The organism is Streptomyces sp. NPDC007162, assembly GCF_040634175.1.
GTDB lineage: Bacteria > Actinomycetota > Actinomycetes > Streptomycetales > Streptomycetaceae > Streptomyces.
In genome coordinates this window covers 16,789-35,204 of sequence record NZ_JBEYFC010000026.1, presented here as the reverse complement: position 1 = coordinate 35,204, position 18,416 = coordinate 16,789, and the positions used below count along the sequence as shown (strand labels likewise).

The 18,416-nt window shown below is 72.4% G+C and carries 14 protein-coding genes; 5 read left to right on the top strand and 9 right to left on the bottom strand.

The genetic code is table 11. The features are described 5' to 3' along the window. Nucleotides 1–147: 147 nt before the first annotated feature. Complete coding sequence (locus ABZ646_RS05420) at nt 148–810, bottom strand: DsbA family protein (RefSeq protein ID WP_360513184.1); 663 nt, start codon at nt 808–810, stop codon at nt 148–150. 150 nt (nt 811–960) lie between these two features. Here ABZ646_RS05420 and pepN (ABZ646_RS05415) point away from each other — a divergent pair, with 150 nt between their 5' ends. Both pepN (ABZ646_RS05415) and ABZ646_RS05410 read left to right on the top strand, forming a co-directional pair. After that, nucleotides 961–3,546 (top strand): aminopeptidase N, encoded by a 2,586-nt coding sequence (gene pepN, locus ABZ646_RS05415; protein ID WP_360513182.1) that lies wholly within the window; start codon nt 961–963, stop codon nt 3,544–3,546. A gap of 207 nt (nt 3,547–3,753) precedes the next feature. Beyond that, nucleotides 3,754–4,791, top strand: a complete 1,038-nt coding sequence (locus tag ABZ646_RS05410; RefSeq protein ID WP_360513180.1) for a hypothetical protein — start codon at nt 3,754–3,756, stop codon at nt 4,789–4,791. Between the two features lie 261 nt (nt 4,792–5,052). Here the strand turns inward: ABZ646_RS05410 and ABZ646_RS05405 are convergent, their stop codons facing one another. The 7 genes from ABZ646_RS05405 to ABZ646_RS05375 all read right to left on the bottom strand — a co-directional run bounded on the left by ABZ646_RS05405 (nt 5,053) and on the right by ABZ646_RS05375 (nt 12,230). Next, the gene (locus tag ABZ646_RS05405) at nt 5,053–6,264 is read right to left on the bottom strand and encodes a glycosyltransferase (protein WP_360513190.1); all 1,212 of its coding nucleotides are present in this window, start codon (nt 6,262–6,264) and stop codon (nt 5,053–5,055) included. 311 nt (nt 6,265–6,575) lie between these two features. Further along, the gene (locus tag ABZ646_RS05400; protein ID WP_360513188.1) at nt 6,576–7,724 is read right to left on the bottom strand and encodes a DUF6596 domain-containing protein; all 1,149 of its coding nucleotides are present in this window, start codon (nt 7,722–7,724) and stop codon (nt 6,576–6,578) included. A gap of 8 nt (nt 7,725–7,732) precedes the next feature. Next, entirely contained in the window at nt 7,733–8,140 is a 408-nt protein-coding gene (locus tag ABZ646_RS05395; protein ID WP_360513178.1) for a YciI family protein, read from the bottom strand. A gap of 126 nt (nt 8,141–8,266) precedes the next feature. Further along, nucleotides 8,267–10,045 (bottom strand): TIGR03767 family metallophosphoesterase, encoded by a 1,779-nt coding sequence (locus ABZ646_RS05390; RefSeq protein ID WP_360513176.1) that lies wholly within the window; start codon nt 10,043–10,045, stop codon nt 8,267–8,269. 244 nt (nt 10,046–10,289) lie between these two features. Further along, the gene (locus tag ABZ646_RS05385; RefSeq protein WP_360513174.1) at nt 10,290–10,754 is read right to left on the bottom strand and encodes an NUDIX hydrolase; all 465 of its coding nucleotides are present in this window, start codon (nt 10,752–10,754) and stop codon (nt 10,290–10,292) included. Between the two features lie 61 nt (nt 10,755–10,815). Continuing rightward, a complete protein-coding gene (locus ABZ646_RS05380; RefSeq protein ID WP_360513172.1) occupies nt 10,816–11,700 on the bottom strand; it encodes a hypothetical protein in 885 nt (294 codons plus the stop codon). 2 nt (nt 11,701–11,702) lie between these two features. Beyond that, the gene (locus ABZ646_RS05375; protein WP_360513170.1) at nt 11,703–12,230 is read right to left on the bottom strand and encodes a sigma-70 family RNA polymerase sigma factor; all 528 of its coding nucleotides are present in this window, start codon (nt 12,228–12,230) and stop codon (nt 11,703–11,705) included. A gap of 298 nt (nt 12,231–12,528) precedes the next feature. Between ABZ646_RS05375 and ABZ646_RS05370 the strand changes: the two genes are divergently transcribed. The 3 genes from ABZ646_RS05370 (at nt 12,529) to ABZ646_RS05360 (ending at nt 16,911) form a co-directional block, all read left to right on the top strand. Next, nucleotides 12,529–13,548: an aspartate-semialdehyde dehydrogenase gene (locus ABZ646_RS05370; RefSeq protein WP_360513168.1), complete on the top strand. Its 1,020-nt coding sequence runs from the start codon at nt 12,529–12,531 to the stop codon at nt 13,546–13,548. A 156-nt stretch (nt 13,549–13,704) separates the two neighbouring features. Then, entirely contained in the window at nt 13,705–16,278 is a 2,574-nt protein-coding gene (gene pepN / locus ABZ646_RS05365; RefSeq protein ID WP_360513166.1) for an aminopeptidase N, read from the top strand. Between the two features lie 180 nt (nt 16,279–16,458). Next, a complete protein-coding gene (locus ABZ646_RS05360) occupies nt 16,459–16,911 on the top strand; it encodes a DUF5707 domain-containing protein (RefSeq protein WP_360513164.1) in 453 nt (150 codons plus the stop codon). A 16-nt stretch (nt 16,912–16,927) separates the two neighbouring features. Here the strand turns inward: ABZ646_RS05360 and ABZ646_RS05355 are convergent, their stop codons facing one another. Continuing rightward, nucleotides 16,928–18,415: an FAD-dependent monooxygenase gene (locus tag ABZ646_RS05355; protein ID WP_360513162.1), complete on the bottom strand. Its 1,488-nt coding sequence runs from the start codon at nt 18,413–18,415 to the stop codon at nt 16,928–16,930. Nucleotide 18,416: the final 1 nt, after the last annotated feature.

The window sequence follows — 18,416 nt, the reverse complement described above, 5'->3', positions numbered from 1 at the left end:
GAGCCGCTGAGCCGTCGATACGTCCTGCCTCGTGATCGTCTTCTCACCGTTCACCGGGGCAGGCGGAAAGAGGGCAGCCCCCGCGGTCCGTCCCCCCTCTGGGGGGGGTGACTCGCGGGGGCTGCCCGTGCGGGACCGTCGTGCCGTTTACAGGTTGCTGAAGTCGGGGCCCTTGGTGCGGGTCCGCTTGATCTCGTAGAAGCCGGGGACGGAGGCCACCGCGACGGTGCCGTCCCACAGCCGGGCCGCCTCCTCACCCTTGGGGGCGGGGGTGACGACCGGGCCGAAGAAGGCGATCTGCTCGCCGTCGGGGCCGGGGACCGCGATGACCGGGGTGCCGACGTCCTGGCCGACCTTGTCGATGCCCTCCTTGTGGGAGGCGCGCAGCTGCGCGTCGAACTCGAAGTCCTCCTGGTCGGCGTAGTCGATCAGCTCGGCGGGCAGGCCGACGTCCGCGAGGGCGCCCGCGAGGGCCTCCACGGTCGGGCCCTCGCCGTTGTTGTGAATGCGGGTGCCGAGCGCGGTGTAGAGCGGGCCGAGGATGTCGGCGCCGTGCTTCTGCCAGGCGGCGGTGACCACCCGGATCGGCTTCCAGGCCTTGGTCTCCAGCAGCTCGCGGTACTCCTCGGGCAGCTCGTCCAGCTTGGGCTCGTTGAGGACCGCGAGGCTCATGATGTGCCAGCGGACCTCGATGTCGCGGACCTTCTCCACCTCCAGGACCCACCGGGAGGTCATCCAGGCCCAGGGGCAGAGCGGGTCGAACCAGAAGTCGACGGGGGTCTTGCCTGAGCTGGTCACGGTCTCGGACATGGTTCTCCTCGGAATACGGTCCTTTTCCAGCGGCAACACCGGCATCGGCGGCTCCATTCCCGGGTGCCCGCCGTCAGGTGCCCATGGCAGGATCGGTGCTGTTCCGGCGTACCGACCACGCTGCGTACCGACGACGAGGGAGTGCCGCCCGTGCCCGGTGAGAATCTGTCCCGCGACGAGGCCCGGGAGCGGGCCGCCCTGCTGTCGGTCGACGGCTACGACGTGTCGCTGGACGTGCGGTCCGCCGTCGGCGAGGACCCGGGCGAGCCGCGGACCTTCCGCTCGGTCACCACGATCCGCTTCCGCTGCAACGAGCCGGGCGCGACGAGCTTCGCCGACCTGATCGCGCCGAGCGTGACCGCCGTGACCCTGAACGGCAAGGACCTGGACCCGGGCGAGGTCTTCGACGGCACCCGGATCGTCCTGGAGGACCTGGCCGAGGAGAACGAGCTGGTGGTGGACGCGCAGTGCGCCTACTCCCGGACCGGTGAGGGCCTGCACCGCTTCGTCGACCCCGAGGACGGCGAGGTCTACCTCTACACGCAGTACGAGCCGGCCGACTCCCGCCGGGTCTTCGCCAACTTCGAGCAGCCGGACCTCAAGGCGCCGTTCCGCTTCGAGGTGCGGGCGCCCGAGGGGTGGCCGGTGTGGAGCAACGGTGCCGGTGAACTCGCCGACGGTGTCTGGCGGTTCGCGGAGACCAAGCCGATCTCGACGTACATCACGTGCGTGGTGGCGGGCCCGTACCACTACGTGACGGACTCGTACACGCGCACGCTGCCCGACGGCACGGTCCTCGACATCCCGCTGGGCGCCCTGTGCCGCAAGGGTCTCGCCCCGTACTTCGACACCGACGACGTCTTCCTGGTCACCAAGCAGGGCCTGGACTTCTTCCACGACCACTTCGACTTCCCGTACCCGTTCGGGAAGTACGACCAGGCGTTCGTGCCCGAGTACAACCTGGGCGCGATGGAGAACCCGGGTCTGGTGACCTTCCGGGAGGAGTACATCTTCCGGGGCAAGGTGACCCAGGCGTCGTACGAGGCCCGGGCCAACGTGATCCTGCACGAGATGGCGCACATGTGGTTCGGCGACCTGGTCACCATGGTGTGGTGGGACGACCTGTGGCTGAAGGAGTCCTTCGCCGACTTCATGGGCACCTTCGCGAACGTCGGCGCGACCCGCTTCACGCACGCCTGGACCACCTTCGCCAACCGCCGCAAGGCCTGGGCGTACCGTGCCGACCAGCTGCCCTCCACGCACCCGGTCACGGCCGACATCCGCGACCTCGAGGACGCCAAGCTCAACTTCGACGGCATCACGTACGCGAAGGGGGCGAGCGTGCTGAAGCAGCTCGTCGCGTACGCCGGCCAGGACGCGTTCCTGGAGGGCGCCCGCCGCTACTTCAAGCGCCACGCGTACGGCAACACCCGGCTCGGCGACCTGCTGGCGGTGCTGGAGGAGACCAGCGGCCGGGACATGACCGGCTGGGCGGGCAAGTGGCTCCAGACGGCGGGCGTGAACTCGCTGACCCCGCAGGTGCTGCTGGCCGCCGACGGGCGGATCGACGAGCTGGCGGTGGTGCAGGAGGCGGCGGAGTCCCACCCGGAACTGCGCCCGCACCGGGTGGCGATCGGCCTGTACCGCCTTCAGGACGGCTCGCTGGTGCGGTACGCGCGCGCCGAGGCGGACGTCGACGGCCCGCGCACGGTGATCGCCGAGCTGGCCGGGGCCGAGGCGCCGGAGCTGGTGCTGGTCAACGACGACGACCTGACGTACTGCAAGATCCGTTTCGACGACACCTCGCTGGCCACCCTCCGGGACCGGCTGGGCGTCCTGACCGACCCGCTGGCGCGGGCCCTGTGCTGGTCGGCGCTGTGGAACCTGACCCGGGACGGGCTGCTGCCCGCGCGGGACTTCGTCGACCTGGTGCTGCGGTTCGCGGGCCGCGAGTCGGACATCGGCGTGCTCCAGATGCTCCAGGCGTGGGCCGAGTCCGCGCTGGTGCACTACGTGGCGCCGCGGTGGCGGGAGGCGGCCGGGCGGCGGCTGGCCGAGGGTGCCCTGCGGGAGCTGCGGCAGGCGGCGCCGGGCAGTGAGCACCAGCTGGCCTGGGCGCGGTTCTTCGCGTCGACGGCGGCGGACGGGTCCGACCTGCTCCTGCTCCAGGAGCTGCTGGCCGGCACGGTGACGATCGACGGCCTGGACGTCGACCAGGAACTGCGCTGGGCGTTCCTCGAACCCCTCGCCGCGCACGGTGCGGCCGACGAGTCGGTGCTGGCCGCCGAACTGACCCGGGACGACACCGCGTCCGGCAGGCGCCACCAGGTGCGCTGTCTGGCCGCCCGCCCCTCGGCGGCCGTCAAGGCGCAGGCGTGGGCGCAGGTCGTGGAGTCGCAGGCGCTGTCCAACGCGCTGGTGGAGGCGACCATCACGGGCTTCGCCCAGCCGTCCCGGCGGGACCTGCTCGCGCCGTACGCCGAGAAGTACTTCGAGGCGATCGCGAGGGTCTGGGAGGACCGTTCGATCCAGATCGGCATGGACGTGGTGCGCGGCCTGTACCCCTCGCTCCAGGACCGCCCGGAGACGCTGGAGGCGACGGACGCCTGGCTGGCGGCGCACGCGGACGCGCCCCCGGCGCTGCGCCGGCTGGTCCTGGAGGCCCGGGACGACCTGGCGCGGGCGCTGCGCGGACAGGAGTGCGACGCGCGGGCCGTCGGCGCCTTCGAGAGCTGATCTTTGGCCAACGGTTGCCCGCCAGGTGACCGTTACGCAATTCAGTCAATCATGCCCGTAACCCCTGGTCCCCACCCATCCGGACCAGGGGTTTTCGCCGCCTACTCGGCACCCGAACACCCGTCCTTTAGTCCCGTGTTGTCCGCATTCATCGACGAACGTGTAACACCGGTTAAGGACGGGTCCGGCCCCGGGAATTCCGAGGCCATGACGCACAACACCCCGCTCTCCCCCCGCCCCCTGCGCCACCTCTCCGACGTCCACCGCCGGGTGCTCACCACGGCCCAGCTCCGCTCCCACGGCGTCCCGGCCACCGAGATCGCCGAACAGTGCCGGCCCGGCGGCCCCTGGCAACAACTCCTCCCGGGCGTGGTCATGCTGCACCCAGGCCCGCCGACCAGCGAGGAACGCCTGCACGGAGCCCTGCTGTTCGCCGCGCGCGAGCCCGCCCCCGGCGTCCCCGTCCAGCCGAGCCCCGACTCCCCCCACCGCCCCGTCTACGCGGACGCGATGATCACCGGCCTGGCGGCGCTGACCCTGCACGGCTTCTCCGCCACCCCGCCCCTGCTCTCCCTGGACCACGTCGACGTCCTGGTCCCCCGGATGCGCCGACTGCGCTCCACCTCCTACGTCCGGGTGCTGCGGACGCCGGCCCTGCCGGTCCCCGAGCCGGTGACGGGCCTGCCGGTCGCCCCGGTCCCGCGCGCCCTCGCGGACGCGGTCGCGGACCTGACCGACGCGGAGGCGGTACGCCGGCTGCTGACCGAGGCGGTGCGCGGCCGGCACTGCGAACCGGCCGCGGTGGTAGGGGAACTGACCCAGGCGAAGCTGCTCTCCCGCCCCCATGTGGTCGACGCGGTGGACTCGCTCGTCGCCGAGGGCCGGGCCATCGCGGAGGACCGCCTCTACCGGATGGTCCAGGAGTACGGCCTCCCCGACCCGGTCTGGAACGTGGATCTGCGGCTGCCCGGCGGCCCGCACCTCGGCGGCCTCGACGCCTACTGGCCCGAGCAGGCGGTCGCCGTCGAACTGGACATGCGCGCCCCGCGCCAGGACGAGGACGCCCTGTGGTCCGAGTACGCCCGCAAGCGCGAGCACCTGGAGCGGCTCGGGATCACGGTGGTGCACGTGACCCCGCGCAAGCTCCGCGAGTCGGCGGAGCAGCAGGCGGCGGTGGTCCGCACGGCCCTGATGGCGGCGGACGACCGCGACCCTGCGGCGTACGTGGTGGTGCTGCCACGGTAGCCGGGGGTGGCCAGGAACGGCCGGGCACCGCGCGGGACCGTCGGTTCGGAGGGGGACCGACGGCCCCGCGCCATGGCATGCCCGGTCCCGGGCGGACGGGGTTTCGCGGGAGGAGGGCTGCTCGTGGCGGGCGGGAGTGAGGCCGTGGGCGGCCAGATGGGCGTCGGCCTCGGTCATGCCGACGACCGACCCGCCGCCTGGCGGGCCCTCGTGGCAGGGCCCTCGTGGCCGGTGCTGCCGGCCGGTGGCGCTCACCCGGTGCTACTGCCCCGTGACGCCCGGGCGGAGTTCGTCGCGTACGTCGGCGGCTACGTGGGCGAGGAGGTCGGCGTAGGCGGCGATCATGCGGGTGCGGCTGAAGCGTTCGCGGCTCGCGGCCAGCGCCGGTGCGAAGGTCTCCCGGTCGGCCACCGCCGCCGACCAGGCGAAGGCGATCGCGTCGGGGTCGAAGGGCGTCACGAAGCCGTGGCCCTCGACGATCGAGGCGCTGTCGCCGACGTCCGTGGTGACCGGTACGGCGCCGCACATCATGCCCTCGATGAGGCAGAGCGGCGCGGCCTCGCCGGAGACGGAGGTGAGGGCGACGACGTCGGAACCGGCGTAGACCGCCTCCATGTCGTGCCGTACGCCGAGCAGGTGGACGCGGTCGCCGAGGGAGGCCCGGTCGGCGCCGAAAGCGATCTCCAGGTCGGCCCAGAGCGCGGGGTTGTCATCGGTCATCCCGGCCCCGCACATGACGACGTGCCCGCCGCCCTCACGGGCCAGCCACGCCCGCGCCGCCCGCAGGAACAGCGGAACGTTCTTCATGCCGGCGTAGCGGGCGGCGAAGACGACGACGGGGGTGTCGGGGGCGCCCGCGGGGATGCCGAGGGACTCGCGGAAGGCGAGCCGTACCGCCGCGTCGGGGCGGAAGCGGAGCAGGTCGACGCCGTTCGGGATGACGTGCAGCAGCTCACCGGGGATCCCGGCGGCCTCGTAGGCGTCCCGGGTGGACTCGGCGCAGCACACGCAGGCGACGACCTTGCCGTCGGCGATGGCGGTCCTGAGCTCGTCCAGCGCCGGGCCCTGGTTCTCCGGGTCGGACCGGTGCAGGCAGACGACGACCGGGCGCCGGGGCAGACCCCCCTGGTTGAGGAGCGCCAGCGGCTGCTCCTTCAGCGACAGGATGACGTCCGCGCCGGCCATGGCCCGGGCGGTGTCGGCCAGCTCGGGCCCGCTGAAAACCGACGCCGCGACCGTGCCGTCCACGAGCCCCGCGGTGCGGCCCAGGGAGGTGACGTCGATGCCGCCGGCGGTGAGGGCGCGGTAGCAGGCGTCGTCCTCCATGCGCTGGGTGGTGGCTTCCCGGTGGACCTCACCGTGCAGACTCAGCACGCGGTGCCACTGCTGTCCGCCCTCGACCAGGCCCAGCAGCACATCGCTGTGCACGATCCGGGCTCCCCCGGAGAAGAATCCCTCGTAGACCGAGAGCACACGAAGTCCGAGCCGAGCGCTCACACGACCACCAGCCTTGCACCAGATCGAGCCATCCCCGGGAACCTCGGGTTAGCCGATATGAGGCGGTACGGATGTTTCATTCGGATGAACGGCACGTCTCGCGCCGGAGTCGTCTGCGTTTACACGGTGAGTGCCGGAACCGCTACCGCGCACACCTCCCCGAAACCCCCGTCGGCACCCTCCTGACCTGCTGCTTCACGGTTGAGCGTGGAGGCGGTGGCAGGGGCGGTGGGGGCGGGTCCGTCGGCAAAGAATCGGCAAGCGCGGCGCCGGAACGTACGACGGTGTCAGCGTTCCTTCCGGTGGGTGTGGAGGCGGGCGGCCTGGCGGGTCAGGTGGTCTCGCTCGGCGAGGTTCGGGGCCTTGCGGGCCGCCTCGGCGTACAGACGTGCCGCCGTCACCGGGTCGCCGTCGCGTTCGTGCAGGTGGGCGGCGACCGCGGTGTGCCGGGGCAGGTCGTCGTCCAGTTCGGCGAGGGCCGCGAGACCGGCGCGCGGTCCGTCGGCCTCGCCGACGGCGACCGCGCGGTTGAGGCGGACGACGGGGCTGTCGGTGAGACGGGTGAGTTCGTCGTACCACTCGACGATCTGCACCCAGTCGGTCTCCGCGGCGGTGGGCGCGTCCGCGTGCAGGGCGGCGATGGCGGCCTGCGCCTGGAACTCGCCGAGGCGGTCGCGGGCCAGCGCCGACTGGAGGATTCCGACGCCCTCGGCGATCAGGCGGGTGTCCCAGCGGCCGCGGTCCTGCTCGGCGAGGGGGACCAGGCTGCCGTCGGGCGCGGTCCGGGCGGCCCGCCTGGCGTGGTGGAGGAGCATCAGGGCGAGCAGCCCGGCCACCTCCGGGTGGTCGACCTGGGCCGCCAGCTGACGGGTCAGCCGGATCGCCTCGGCGGCGAGGTCGACGTCCCCGGAGTAGCCCTCGTTGAAGACCAGGTAGAGGACGCGCAGCACGGTGTCGACGTCGCCGGGCCGGTCGAACCGCACGCCGGAGACGGTGCGCTTGGCCCGGCTGATCCGCTGCGCCATGGTCGCCTCGGGCACCAGGTAGGCCTGGGCGATCTGCCGGGTGGTGAGACCGCCGACGGCGCGCAGGGTGAGCGCCACCGCGGACGACGGGGTGAGCGAGGGGTGGGCGCACAGGAAGTACAGCTGGAGCGTGTCGTCCGCGTCGGGCGCGGGGCCGGGGGCCGGTTCCTCCTCGACGCGGTCCTCGCGACGGCGCCGGGCGGCGTCCGCGCGGGTCGCGTCGAGGAACTTGCGCCACGCCACGGTGACCAGCCAGCCCTTCACGTCCCGCGGCGGGTCGGCCGGCCAGCCGCGGACCGCCTCGACGAGGGCGTCCTGCACGGCGTCCTCGGCCGCCGCGAAGTCGGCTCCGCGGCGGACGAGGATCGTGAGCACACCCGGGGTGAGGCGGCGCAGCAGTGCCTCGTCCATCGGTGCGGTCACTCCGTGATGGTGGGCGGGGCGGCCAGGAACCGCCGGACCTCCAGCCACTCGTGGATGGGCCGGCCGCCCGCCCCGGGGGCGGCCGACAGTTCCCCGGCCAGTTCGACGGCGCGTTCGTGGGTGTCGACGTCGATGATCATCCAGCCGGCGATGAGGTCCTTCGTCTCGGCGAACGGTCCGTCGGTGACCGGCGGGCGGCCCTCGCCGTCGTAGCGGACCCACTCGCCCTCGGGGGCCAGCCCCTGGCCGTCGACGAACTCGCCGCTCTTCTCCAGCCGGGCCGCGAAGTCGTGCATGTACTGCATGTGGGCGGAGACCTCCTCCGGGGTCCACCGGTCCATCGGCACGTTGTTCACCGGGGCCGGGGCGCCGCGGTAGTGCTTCAGCAGCAGGTACTTGGCCATGGCGGTTCTCCTCGGTACGGGTGCGGCCCATTGTGGCCGCGTTCACCCCTGGGACGGAGCCGCCCGCCGGTTCTCGACATCGCCGCAGAAGTTTTTTTACGAGGTGTCCCTGCCGCTCCGCGGATGTCAGCCCTTCTTGAGGACCAGCTCGGTGTTGCGGTCCGACGCGGCGCCGCCCAGGGCCTTGCTGGAGCCGGGGGCGTTGAAGGCCAGCTCGCGGTAGAGGGCGGCGAGGCCGGTCTGGGAGAGGTCGGTGAAGTCGGTGCGGTGCGGGGCCGCCGACTCGATCAGCGTGGTGAACAGCGAGACCGTGCCGTCCTTGTTGTCCACCAGCTCCACCACCCGGGCGAGTTGCGGGTGGTCCACGTGCGAGGCGGTGGTGATCTCCCAGAAGGACGTGCCGTTGGACGCCTTGTGCGGGGTGATGAGGTTGCGGTGGATGTGGCCGTTGACCCAGGCCATGACGTTGGCGTGCCGGTTGAGCAGGGTGACCAGCTCGGCGCCGGTGTGGCGGCGGTCGCCCGGGTGGGCCGGGTCGGGGCGGGTGTTGGTCATCGTCTGGCTGGTGTGGTGGCTGAAGACGACCGCGTAGGAGTCCTTGTTCTCCGTCAGGGTCCGTTCCAGCCAGTTCAGCTGGGTCGTCCCGATGGAACCGTCGTAGTGGCCGCCCGCGTCCGTCGTGTCCAGGCTGATGCCGATGACGTCCTCGGAGATGCGGAAGGCGTAGTACTGGGTGCCCGCCGCGAGGTTCGCGGACGAGTAGCCGTGCCCGACCGGGCCGAGGCCCTGGTGGGCGGGGTCCAGATGGGCCTTGAGGTAGTCCGCGGACGTGTACGGGGCCCGTTTCTCGTCCGCCGTCACCGACCGCGCCGACCTGGCGTGGGCCTTCAGGAAGTCGCGGTAGCCGCTGCCCTTGGGGTCCTGTGCCTTGCGAATGGAGTCCTGGAGCTTCTTGGCCTCGGCGTCGGTCACCGTCATCAGCTTCTTGCCGCCGATGGCCGCGGCCGCGAGGTACGGGTCGGCGTGCGAGCCGAAGCAGCCGAGCGGCAGGGCGTCGTGGTTGCCGACGGTGGAGTACCAGGGCAGGTTGAGGCCGGGGCTCTGCACCTCGCGGATCGCCGCGGCGAGGAAGCCCGCGAGGTGCGGGAAGCCGGCCGCCTTGTCGGAGTCGCGGACGGTGGAGTCGGCCTGCCAGTACATCTTCAGACCGGAGTTCTGCACCCCCTCGTAGTGCCTGGGGTCCCCGCTGTTGGGGGTCATCCGGCCGCCGCTCATCACCTTCATGAACCACTCCAGTTCGGAGTGGGCGTTGTTGTCGGTGTTGTCGCCGGTCGTCATCACGAAGTGCAGCGGGGAGCCGGTGGCCGGGGCGCCGCGCAGCGCGTTGACGCGCTCCACCAGCGAGATCGCGCCGGGCACGGTGAGCGCCTCGTGCGGGCGCCAGGCGTGCCGGTCGTGGGCGCGCAGGTACTCGAGACGCAGCGGGTGCTGGACGTCCATCAGGTGCAGGTCGGTGAACTGCACGAACGCGGCCAGTGCGGTACGGCGGCCGGCCCGGCCGCTCTTGGCGGCGGCCAGGTCGGAGCGCACCACCCGCGACCAGCCGGCGCCGTCACCGAGCCGCCGGTAGCCGGAGCTGTTGCGGGGCGCGGCGACGGAGGCGAGCGTGGTGCCCTTGGTGTACGGCGCGAGGGGCGGCGCGGCGGCCTTGCGGCCCTCGGCGACCGGCTGCTGCTCCCCGGTGACGGCGGGGCGGGCCGCGCTGTCGGTGGGGTGCAGGGCGAGGCCGACGCCCGCGGAGAGCGAGACGGCTCCGGCGGCGGCGAGGACGGTACGGCGGTTGATCTCCGGTGTCTCGCGGCCCTTGTGGGCCGCGGAGGTGGCGACAGAGCGTGTGCGCGACATGGCGCGATCTCCCCGAGTACGAACGCGTCGGCAGTGGTCGCGGGCGGTCGCTTCCGCGAACTTCCCGCTCACTGTGGATCGTTGGCACCGGGAATGACCTGCGCGTGAACACGGCGGCAACGCGCAGCGCCGATCACCGTACGTGGATCAGGGGAGGTGGGGACCGGTCATGGACCGGATCGCGGGTGGCCTGGGTCCGGCCACTCGGTGTTCATCTGCCGGGGTAGGGGACGGGCTCCGGCGCTCACGACTGCTCTTCTGCAAACCGCCCCGCCGCCGGCTTCTCCCGCCACAGCCGCAGGGCCACGTCGATCAGCCGGACGCGTTTGAGGTCCGGTACGGCGTCCAGGTCGTGCCAGGCGGCCATGTCGGTGGAGCCGTTCACCTCGTGCGTGAGCTCGCCGCCGACGATCTCACCGCTGTAGATGATCCGCACGCCGTGGTGGTCGGTGGCGCGGGACAGCAGGGTGCCGGGGGTGAAGCGCTGGTGGAAGGAGTCGATGCCGAGCAGGCCGGTCACCTCGATGCGGTAGCCGGTCTCCTCCATCAGCTCACGGCGGACGGTGTCGTAGGGGTCCTCGCCGTGGTCCATGCCGCCGCCGGGCAGGACCCATTCGGGGGTGCCGTCGGCGGCCGGGGACCGGGCGAGCAGGATCTGTCCGTCACGGACGCACACGGCGTAGGCCGCCACCCTCAGCTTCTCGCGCACATCGGCACGGTAGGGCCCGCGTCCGGCGGTGGCCACCGGGTTTTCCCCCACGACAGGGCCATTACCGGGACCTGTCGCAGGTCAGGGTGCGGGACGCGGGCAGGTCGCGGAGGATCCGGGCCCGCTCCGGCGCGATCTGCGCCTCCCCCACGGCGTAATGGTCGGGCACCTGCTGTCCGACCCTGATGCCGACGAGGAGGCGGACCCCTGCGTGGATCCGCGTGCCGGTGCCGGGCGCGAGCGGGAACTGCACCTCCCCGGCGGTCTTCGCCGGCTTGTACGCGCGGGTCACGCGCAGGGTGACGCGTTCCCCGCCGGAGTGCGGGATCTCGTGCACGGCGGTCACCGTGCCCTCGACGACCAGGCGGGCGCAGGCGAGGTAGCCGGGGCCGGTGGTGTGCTCGGGGCTCCCCGCCGGACCGGACGCGCTGCCGGCCGCCTTGTCGGAGGCGCCGTTCGACATCGCGCCCGAACCGCCGTTCGCCGCGAGCCAGCCGATGCCGAACACGGCCGAGGCGAACGCGGCGGCGACGGCACCGGCGAGACCGAGGGCGCGGACGCCGGGGTGCCGCAGGGGACGGCGGCGCCCGACCGGGTGCGCCCGCACCTGCGCGGGCGGCGACCCGGCGAGGGCGTCGCCCACGATCCCGAGCTGCGCGCGCAGGAGGGCCACGTCGGCGGCGGCGGCACGGTACTCGTCCAGGAAGGCGGGGTCGGCACGCCGAGCCTCGGTGAGCGGCTCGTCCAGAAGAACGGCAGACAGAGCATCCCCCTCCACCCCCGACTCACCACACCCACCGTTCGACTCCCCGTCGCCCCGATCTTCGCCCGGGCCCTCGTCACCCCGATTCTGGTTGTCGGGGTGGGGCGGGGGTTCGGTGTCGTCGGGGCCGGGGCCCTGGGGGTGGGCGTCGTATCGTTCCGGGCCGTCGTGTTCGGCGGGCATGGTCACACCACCTCGTCCTCGTGCAGGCGGGCGCGCAGGGCCCGTACCGCCGTGTGCAGCCGGCTCTTGACCGTGCCCTCGGGGATGCCGAGTTCCTCGGCTATCCCGCGGACCGGCAGGTCGGCGTAGAAGCGCAGGACGAGGATCTGGCGCTGGGCGTCCGGCAGTTCGTCCAGGCCGCGGGCGACGGCGACGGAGAGCACTCTGCTGTCCTCGCCCACGGCGTGGTCGGGCTGGCGGAGGGCGGCCAGCCGTTCGCCGAGGCGCTCCTGGCGGCGCTTGGCGCGATGCCAGTCCATGGCGAGGTTGGAGGCGACCACCGCCGCCCACGCCGAGACGTCCCGCGGTGCCTCCTGACCGCCCGCGGCCCGCTCCAGCAACCGCAGGCGTACCTGCTGTACCCCGTCCGGCAGGTCCGCCTGCGGCACCCCGCCCAGCGCGAGCACCGCCCGCACCCGGCGCTCCTGGTCCGCGTCCAGGGGATCACCGTGCGGGACCCCCTGGACGCGCCGGGCCCTTCTGCGCAGCACGACCCACCCCCTCACCGCGTTTCCCCTACGACGCCACGGCCCCCGGAAACGTTCGGCCGGCGGCCGGATTTCTTTTTCCGAGGCGTACGTCACACCGCCGCGCGGCGCAGCACAGCTTGCGGCACGTCGGCCACGTGGAGGTAATTTCTGCAGCTCAGCACGGGTGCGAGCGGGAGTTCCACGGGCCGGGTGGTCCGGTCGGCGGGCATGGCGCGCAAAGAATTGGACAGGCTGACCCGGGTCGGCCGCATGATGGAAAGGCCGCAGACACACGTCAACGCATTCAAAGGGAGTCACCGTGAGGGTCGGAATCGTCGGAGCCACCGGTCAGGTCGGCACGGTCATGCGCAGGATCCTCACGGAGCGCGCCTTCCCCGTGACCGAGCTGCGCCTGTTCGCCTCGGCGCGCTCCGCCGGGACCGTGCTCGACGGTGTGACGGTGGAGGACGCGGCGACCGCCGACTACACCGGCCTCGACATCGTGCTGTTCTCCGCGGGCGGGGCCACCTCGAAGGCGCTGGCCGAAAAGGTCGCCTCGCAGGGCGCCGTCGTGATCGACAACTCCTCCGCCTGGCGCAAGGACCCCGAGGTCCCGCTGGTCGTCTCCGAGGTCAACCCGCACGCGATCGGGAACCGCCCCAAGGGCATCATCGCCAACCCGAACTGCACCACGATGGCCGCGATGCCGGTCCTGAAGGTGCTGGACCGGGAGGCGGGCCTCGAGGCGCTGGTCGCCACCACCTACCAGGCCGTCTCCGGCTCCGGTCTCGCGGGCGTCGCCGAGCTGCACGGCCAGGTGCAGAAGGTGGCCGCCGACGCGGAGAAGCTGACGCACGACGGCGGGGCGGTCGACTTCCCCGAGCCGCAGGTCTACAAGCGTCCCATCGCCTTCAACGTGCTGCCCTTCGCCGGCAACCTCGTCGACGACGGTCTGAACGAGACCGACGAGGAGCAGAAGCTGCGCAACGAGTCCCGCAAGATCCTGGAGCTCCCGGAGCTGAAGGTCTCCGGCACCTGCGTGCGCGTCCCGGTCTTCTCCGGGCACTCGCTCCAGCTCAACGCGCGGTTCGCCCGGCCGATCTCGCCCGAGCGGGCGACCGAGCTGCTGTCCGACGCGCCGGGTGTCGAGCTGTCCGACATCCCGACCCCGCTGCAGGCCGCCGGCCAGGACCCCTCGTACGTGGGCCGGATCCGCCGCGACGAGACCGTGGCGAACGGGCTCGCGCTGTTCGTCTCCAACGACAACCTCCGCAAGGGTGCCGCGCTGAACGCCGTGCAGATCGCGGAGCTGGTGGCGGCGGAGCTGTCCGGGCAGTGAGGCCGCCCGAACGGGTGCCGCGGTCCGCCGTCGTGCGGCTGCGGCACCGTGCACGGCGAGGGCGCTGACTAGCAATCTCTCGGGTTTTCCCTCGACGCCCCGGGCACTGTCCCATGGAAGGATGGCGCAACCCACACATAACGAGGAGATGACCGCGTGCCTGGCACAAACCTGACTCGCGAAGAGGCGCAGCAGCGGGCGAAGCTGCTCACCGTTGACTCGTACGAGATCGATCTCGACCTCTCCGGCGCGCAGGAGGGCGGAACCTACAGGTCCGTGACCACGGTGCGCTTCGACGTCGCCGAGAACGGCGCCGCTTCCTTCATCGACCTGGTGGCCCCGGCGGTCCACGAGGTCACCCTCAACGGCGACACGCTCGATCCTGCGGAGGTCTTCGCGGACTCCCGGATCGCGCTGCCGGGCCTGCTGGCGGGCCGCAACATCCTGCGGGTGGTCGCGGACTGCGCGTACACCAACACGGGCGAGGGCCTGCACCGGTTCGTCGACCCGGTCGACGAACAGGCGTACCTCTACACCCAGTTCGAGGTGCCGGACGCCCGCCGGGTCTTCGCCTCCTTCGAGCAGCCGGACCTGAAGGCGACCTTCCAGTTCACCGTGAAGGCGCCCGCAGGCTGGACCGTGATCTCCAACTCGCCGACGCCCGAGCCCAAGGACGACACCTGGGTCTTCGAGCCGACGCCGCGCATCTCGTCGTACATCACGGCGCTGATCGTCGGCCCGTACCACTCGGTGCACAGCGTGTACGAGAAGGACGGGCAGAGCGTGCCGCTGGGCATCTACTGCCGTCCGTCGCTCGCCGAGTTCCTCGACTCGGACGCGATCTTCGAGGTGACCCGGCAGGGCTTCGACTGGTTCCAGGAGAAGTTCGACTACGCGTACCCCTTCAAGAAGTACGACCAGCTGTTCGTGCCGGAGTTCAACGCGGGCGCGATGGAGAACGCGGGCGCGGTGACCATCCGCGACCAGTACGTCTTCCGGTCCAAGGTGACCGACGCGGCGTACGAGACGCGTGCCGAGACCATCCTGCACGAGCTGGCCCACATGTGGTTCGGCGACCTGGTCACCATGGAGTGGTGGAACGACCTGTGGCTGAACGAGTCGTTCGCCACCTACACGTCCATCGCCTGCCAGGCGTACGCGCCCGAGTCGCGCTGGCCGCACTCGTGGACCACCTTCGCCAACTCCATGAAGACCTGGGCCTACCGGCAGGACCAGCTGCCCTCCACGCACCCGATCATGGCCGAGATCCGGGATCTCGACGACGTGCTGGTCAACTTCGACGGCATCACGTACGCCAAGGGCGCCTCCGTCCTCAAGCAGCTCGTCGCCTACGTCGGCATGGACGAGTTCTTCCAGGGCGTGCAGGCGTACTTCAAGCGGCACGCGTACGGCAACACGCGCCTGTCCGACCTGCTGGGCGCCCTGGAGGAGACCTCCGGACGCGACCTGAGCACCTGGTCGAAGAAGTGGCTCCAGACGGCCGGGATCAACATCCTGCGCCCGGAGGTCGAGACGGACGCCGACGGTGTCGTCACCTCGTTCGCCGTCCGCCAGGAGGCCCCGGCGCTGCCGGCCGGCGCCAAGGGAGAGCCGACGCTGCGTCCGCACCGGATCGCGATCGGCCTGTACGAACTCGACGACGAGACCGGCAAGCTGGTCCGCGAGGACCGCGTCGAGCTGGACGTGGACGGCGAGCTGACCGCCGTACCGCAGCTGGCCGGCCGGCGCCGCCCCGCGGTGTTCCTGCTCAACGACGACGACCTGTCGTACGCCAAGGTCCGCCTCGACGAGGAGTCCCTGCGCTTCGTCACCGAGCACCTCGGCGACTTCGAGTCCTCGCTGCCCCGCGCGCTGTGCTGGGCGTCGGCCTGGGACATGACCCGGGACGCCGAACTGCCCGCCCGCGACTACCTGTCCCTCGTCCTGTCGGGCATCGGCAAGGAGTCCGACATCGGTGTCGTCCAGTCGCTGCACCGGCAGGTGAAGCTGGCCGTCGAGCTGTACGCCGACCCGACCGCCCGCGAGGCCCTGCTCACCCGCTGGACCGACGCCACCCTGGCCCACCTGCGGTCCGCCGCGCCGGGCAGCGACCACCAGCTGGCCTGGGCCCGCGCCTTCGCGGCCACCGCCCGGACGCCGGAGCAGGTGGACCTGCTGGACGCCCTGCTGGACGGTGCGACGACGATCGAGGGCCTGGCTGTCGACACGGAGCTGCGCTGGGCGTTCGTGGAGCGGCTGGCGGCCGTCGGACACTACGACGAGGAGGACGTCGCGGCCGAGTACGAGCGGGACCGGACCGCCGCCGGTGAGCGCCACGCGGCCACCGCCCGCGCCGCCCGGCCGACCGAGGAGGCGAAGGCCGAGGCGTGGGCGTCGGTCATCGACTCCGACAAACTGCCGAACGCCGTCCAGGAGGCGGTGATCAACGGCTTCGTCCAGACCGACCAGCGTGAGCTGCTGGCCCCGTACACCGACAAGTACTTCGAGATCCTGAAGTCGGTGTGGGACTCCCGCTCGCACGAGATCGCCCAGCAGATCGCGATCGGTCTCTACCCGTCCCTCCAGGTCTCCCAGGAGACCCTCGCCAAGACGGACGCCTGGCTGGCCTCGGCCCAGCCGAACGCGGCCCTGGCCCGGCTGGTCTCGGAGTCCCGCGCGGGCGTCGAGCGCGCCCTGAGGGCCCAGGCGGCGGACGCGGCCGCGCAGTAGGCGGTACGACGCGGAGGGCGCCCGTGCTCGGCACCGGGCGCCCTCTTGCGGTTCCTCCCGGGGTGCGTGTGTTCCGCTCCGTATCACCCAGGCCGGTTGAGTACCCGTGCTCAGGCCCGGGGTGCCCGTCCGTTGCGAGCATCGGTGCAACCGAGGCACTCAGAGAGTGGAGAACCCGTCATGTCCCGTCGTGTCGCCCTGTCCGTCGTCGCCAGTGCCGTCGTGCTCGTGGGCGCCGGAGCCTTCGCCGTCGCCCACGCCGGGGACCAGCCGCCGGCCCTGACCCACAGCACCGCCCGGTACACCGCCCCCGGGAAGGGTCACGGCGGCTCGCTCTCCTTCACCACCGAGGTCACCGCGGCCTCCGGGGTGCGGAGCCTGAAGGTGCTGGCCTGGCCGGAGAAGTCCGAGCTCGCGCACAAGCTGCCGACCGCCCGGGAGATGGCCGAGGTGGAGTCGGCGACCTGCACGCCGGCCGGCGGGCACACCGTGCGCTGCGGGTACCGGGCGGATGTGTCGGCCGTCGACGCCGCGTCCTCCCCGCGGGGCGTCTGGCACGTCGCCGTGCTCGCCACCGCGAAGGACGGCAGCACCACCCTGGACCACCGGGCGGCGGACTTCACTGTGCGCTGAGCCGGGCCGGGGCTCCTCAGCCCACGTGGGCGGCCAGCGCCTTTTCGAGGTCCGCCGGCCCCGCGTTCTCGGCCGCCCAGGCCGCGTAGCCGTCGGGGCGCACCAGGAGGGTCGTCCGGCGGCCGCTCCTCCAGTGGGCCGCGGCCAGCCGGTCCGCCCGCGCCGGGTCCACGTCGTACGGACCCGGGGTGACCAGGACGAACCGGCCCCCGCGCAGGGCCTCGTACAGACGGCCGCCGCCGGCCAGCGCGAGGTCGGGGACACGGACGCCGGTGAGGGGGTGGGCGCCCCTCGGCGCGGGGTACCGGTAGCCGATGCCGGTGACCTGGCCGATCGCCCGGCGGCGGGCCGGGGCGAGGTGGCTCAGGGCGGTCGCGAGCGCGGCGCGCACCTGCAGTTGCCAGCCCTTGGCCATCGCCAGCCGGACGATCGCGCCGCTGCTGCGCAGGACCGTCCTGCCGACGGGGTGGCGTTCGCTCTGGTAGGTGTCGAGCAGGGCGGGGGCCGCGTGGCCGTGCAGGACGGCGGCGAGCTTCCAGCTCAGGTTGGCCGCGTCCTGGAGGCCGGTGTTCATGCCCTGGCCGCCTGCCGGGGTGTGCACGTGCGCGGCGTCGCCCGCCAGGAAGACCCGGCCGACCCGGTAGTGGGGCACCTGGCGCTCGTCGCTGTGGAAGCGGGACATCCAGCGGGGGTCGTGCATCCCGTAGTCCCGGCCCAGCGCCAGCCTGGTGATCTCCTTGATCTCGTCGAGGCCGACCGGCTCGTGGTCGGGGACGTCGCGGCCGCGGTGCCAGCAGATGACCCGGTGGTAGCCGTCGCCGAAGGGCGCCAGGAACGCGAACGCGTCCCCCACCGCGCCGGCCGTGAGCACCGTCTCGGGCTGCTCCGCGAGCAGCACGTCGGCGAGGACGACGGACCGGATCGCCGACCGCCCCGGGAACGGCATCCCGACCGCCTCCCGCACCGCGCTGCGCATCCCGTCGGCACCGACGACGTACGCGGCGCGCAGGCTGCCGGCGCCCTCGATGCGCACGGTCACCCCGTCGGCGTCCTGGGTCAGCCCGGTCACCTCGGACTCGTGGCGGAAGTCGACGCCCGCCGCCACCGCCCGGCGCTCCAGCACCTTCTCGACCTCGTACTGCGGGAGGACGAGGACGTGGTCGAAGCGGGAGGGGAGGGTTCCGAGGTCGAGGGTGAGGCCGTCGAAGAGGTCGAGGCGGGTGATGGGGCGGCCGACCGCCTCCAGTTCGTCGGCGACGCTCCGCGACACAGGCGCGCGCGCAGCGCGTCCGTCGAGGGTGGTGGTGGGCGACGGGCGGGCGTCGAGCTGCTCCAGGGCGCGGGCGTGCAGGACGAAGGCGCGGGAGAGGTTGCTGATGCCGTGGGGGCGCTTTTCTAGGACGGTGACCGGGATGCCGGCGTCGGCGAGGTCACCGGCCAGGAGGAGGCCGGTGGGGCCGGATCCGACGACGATCACGCGGGCGGTGCCACTGGTGCCGTTCATG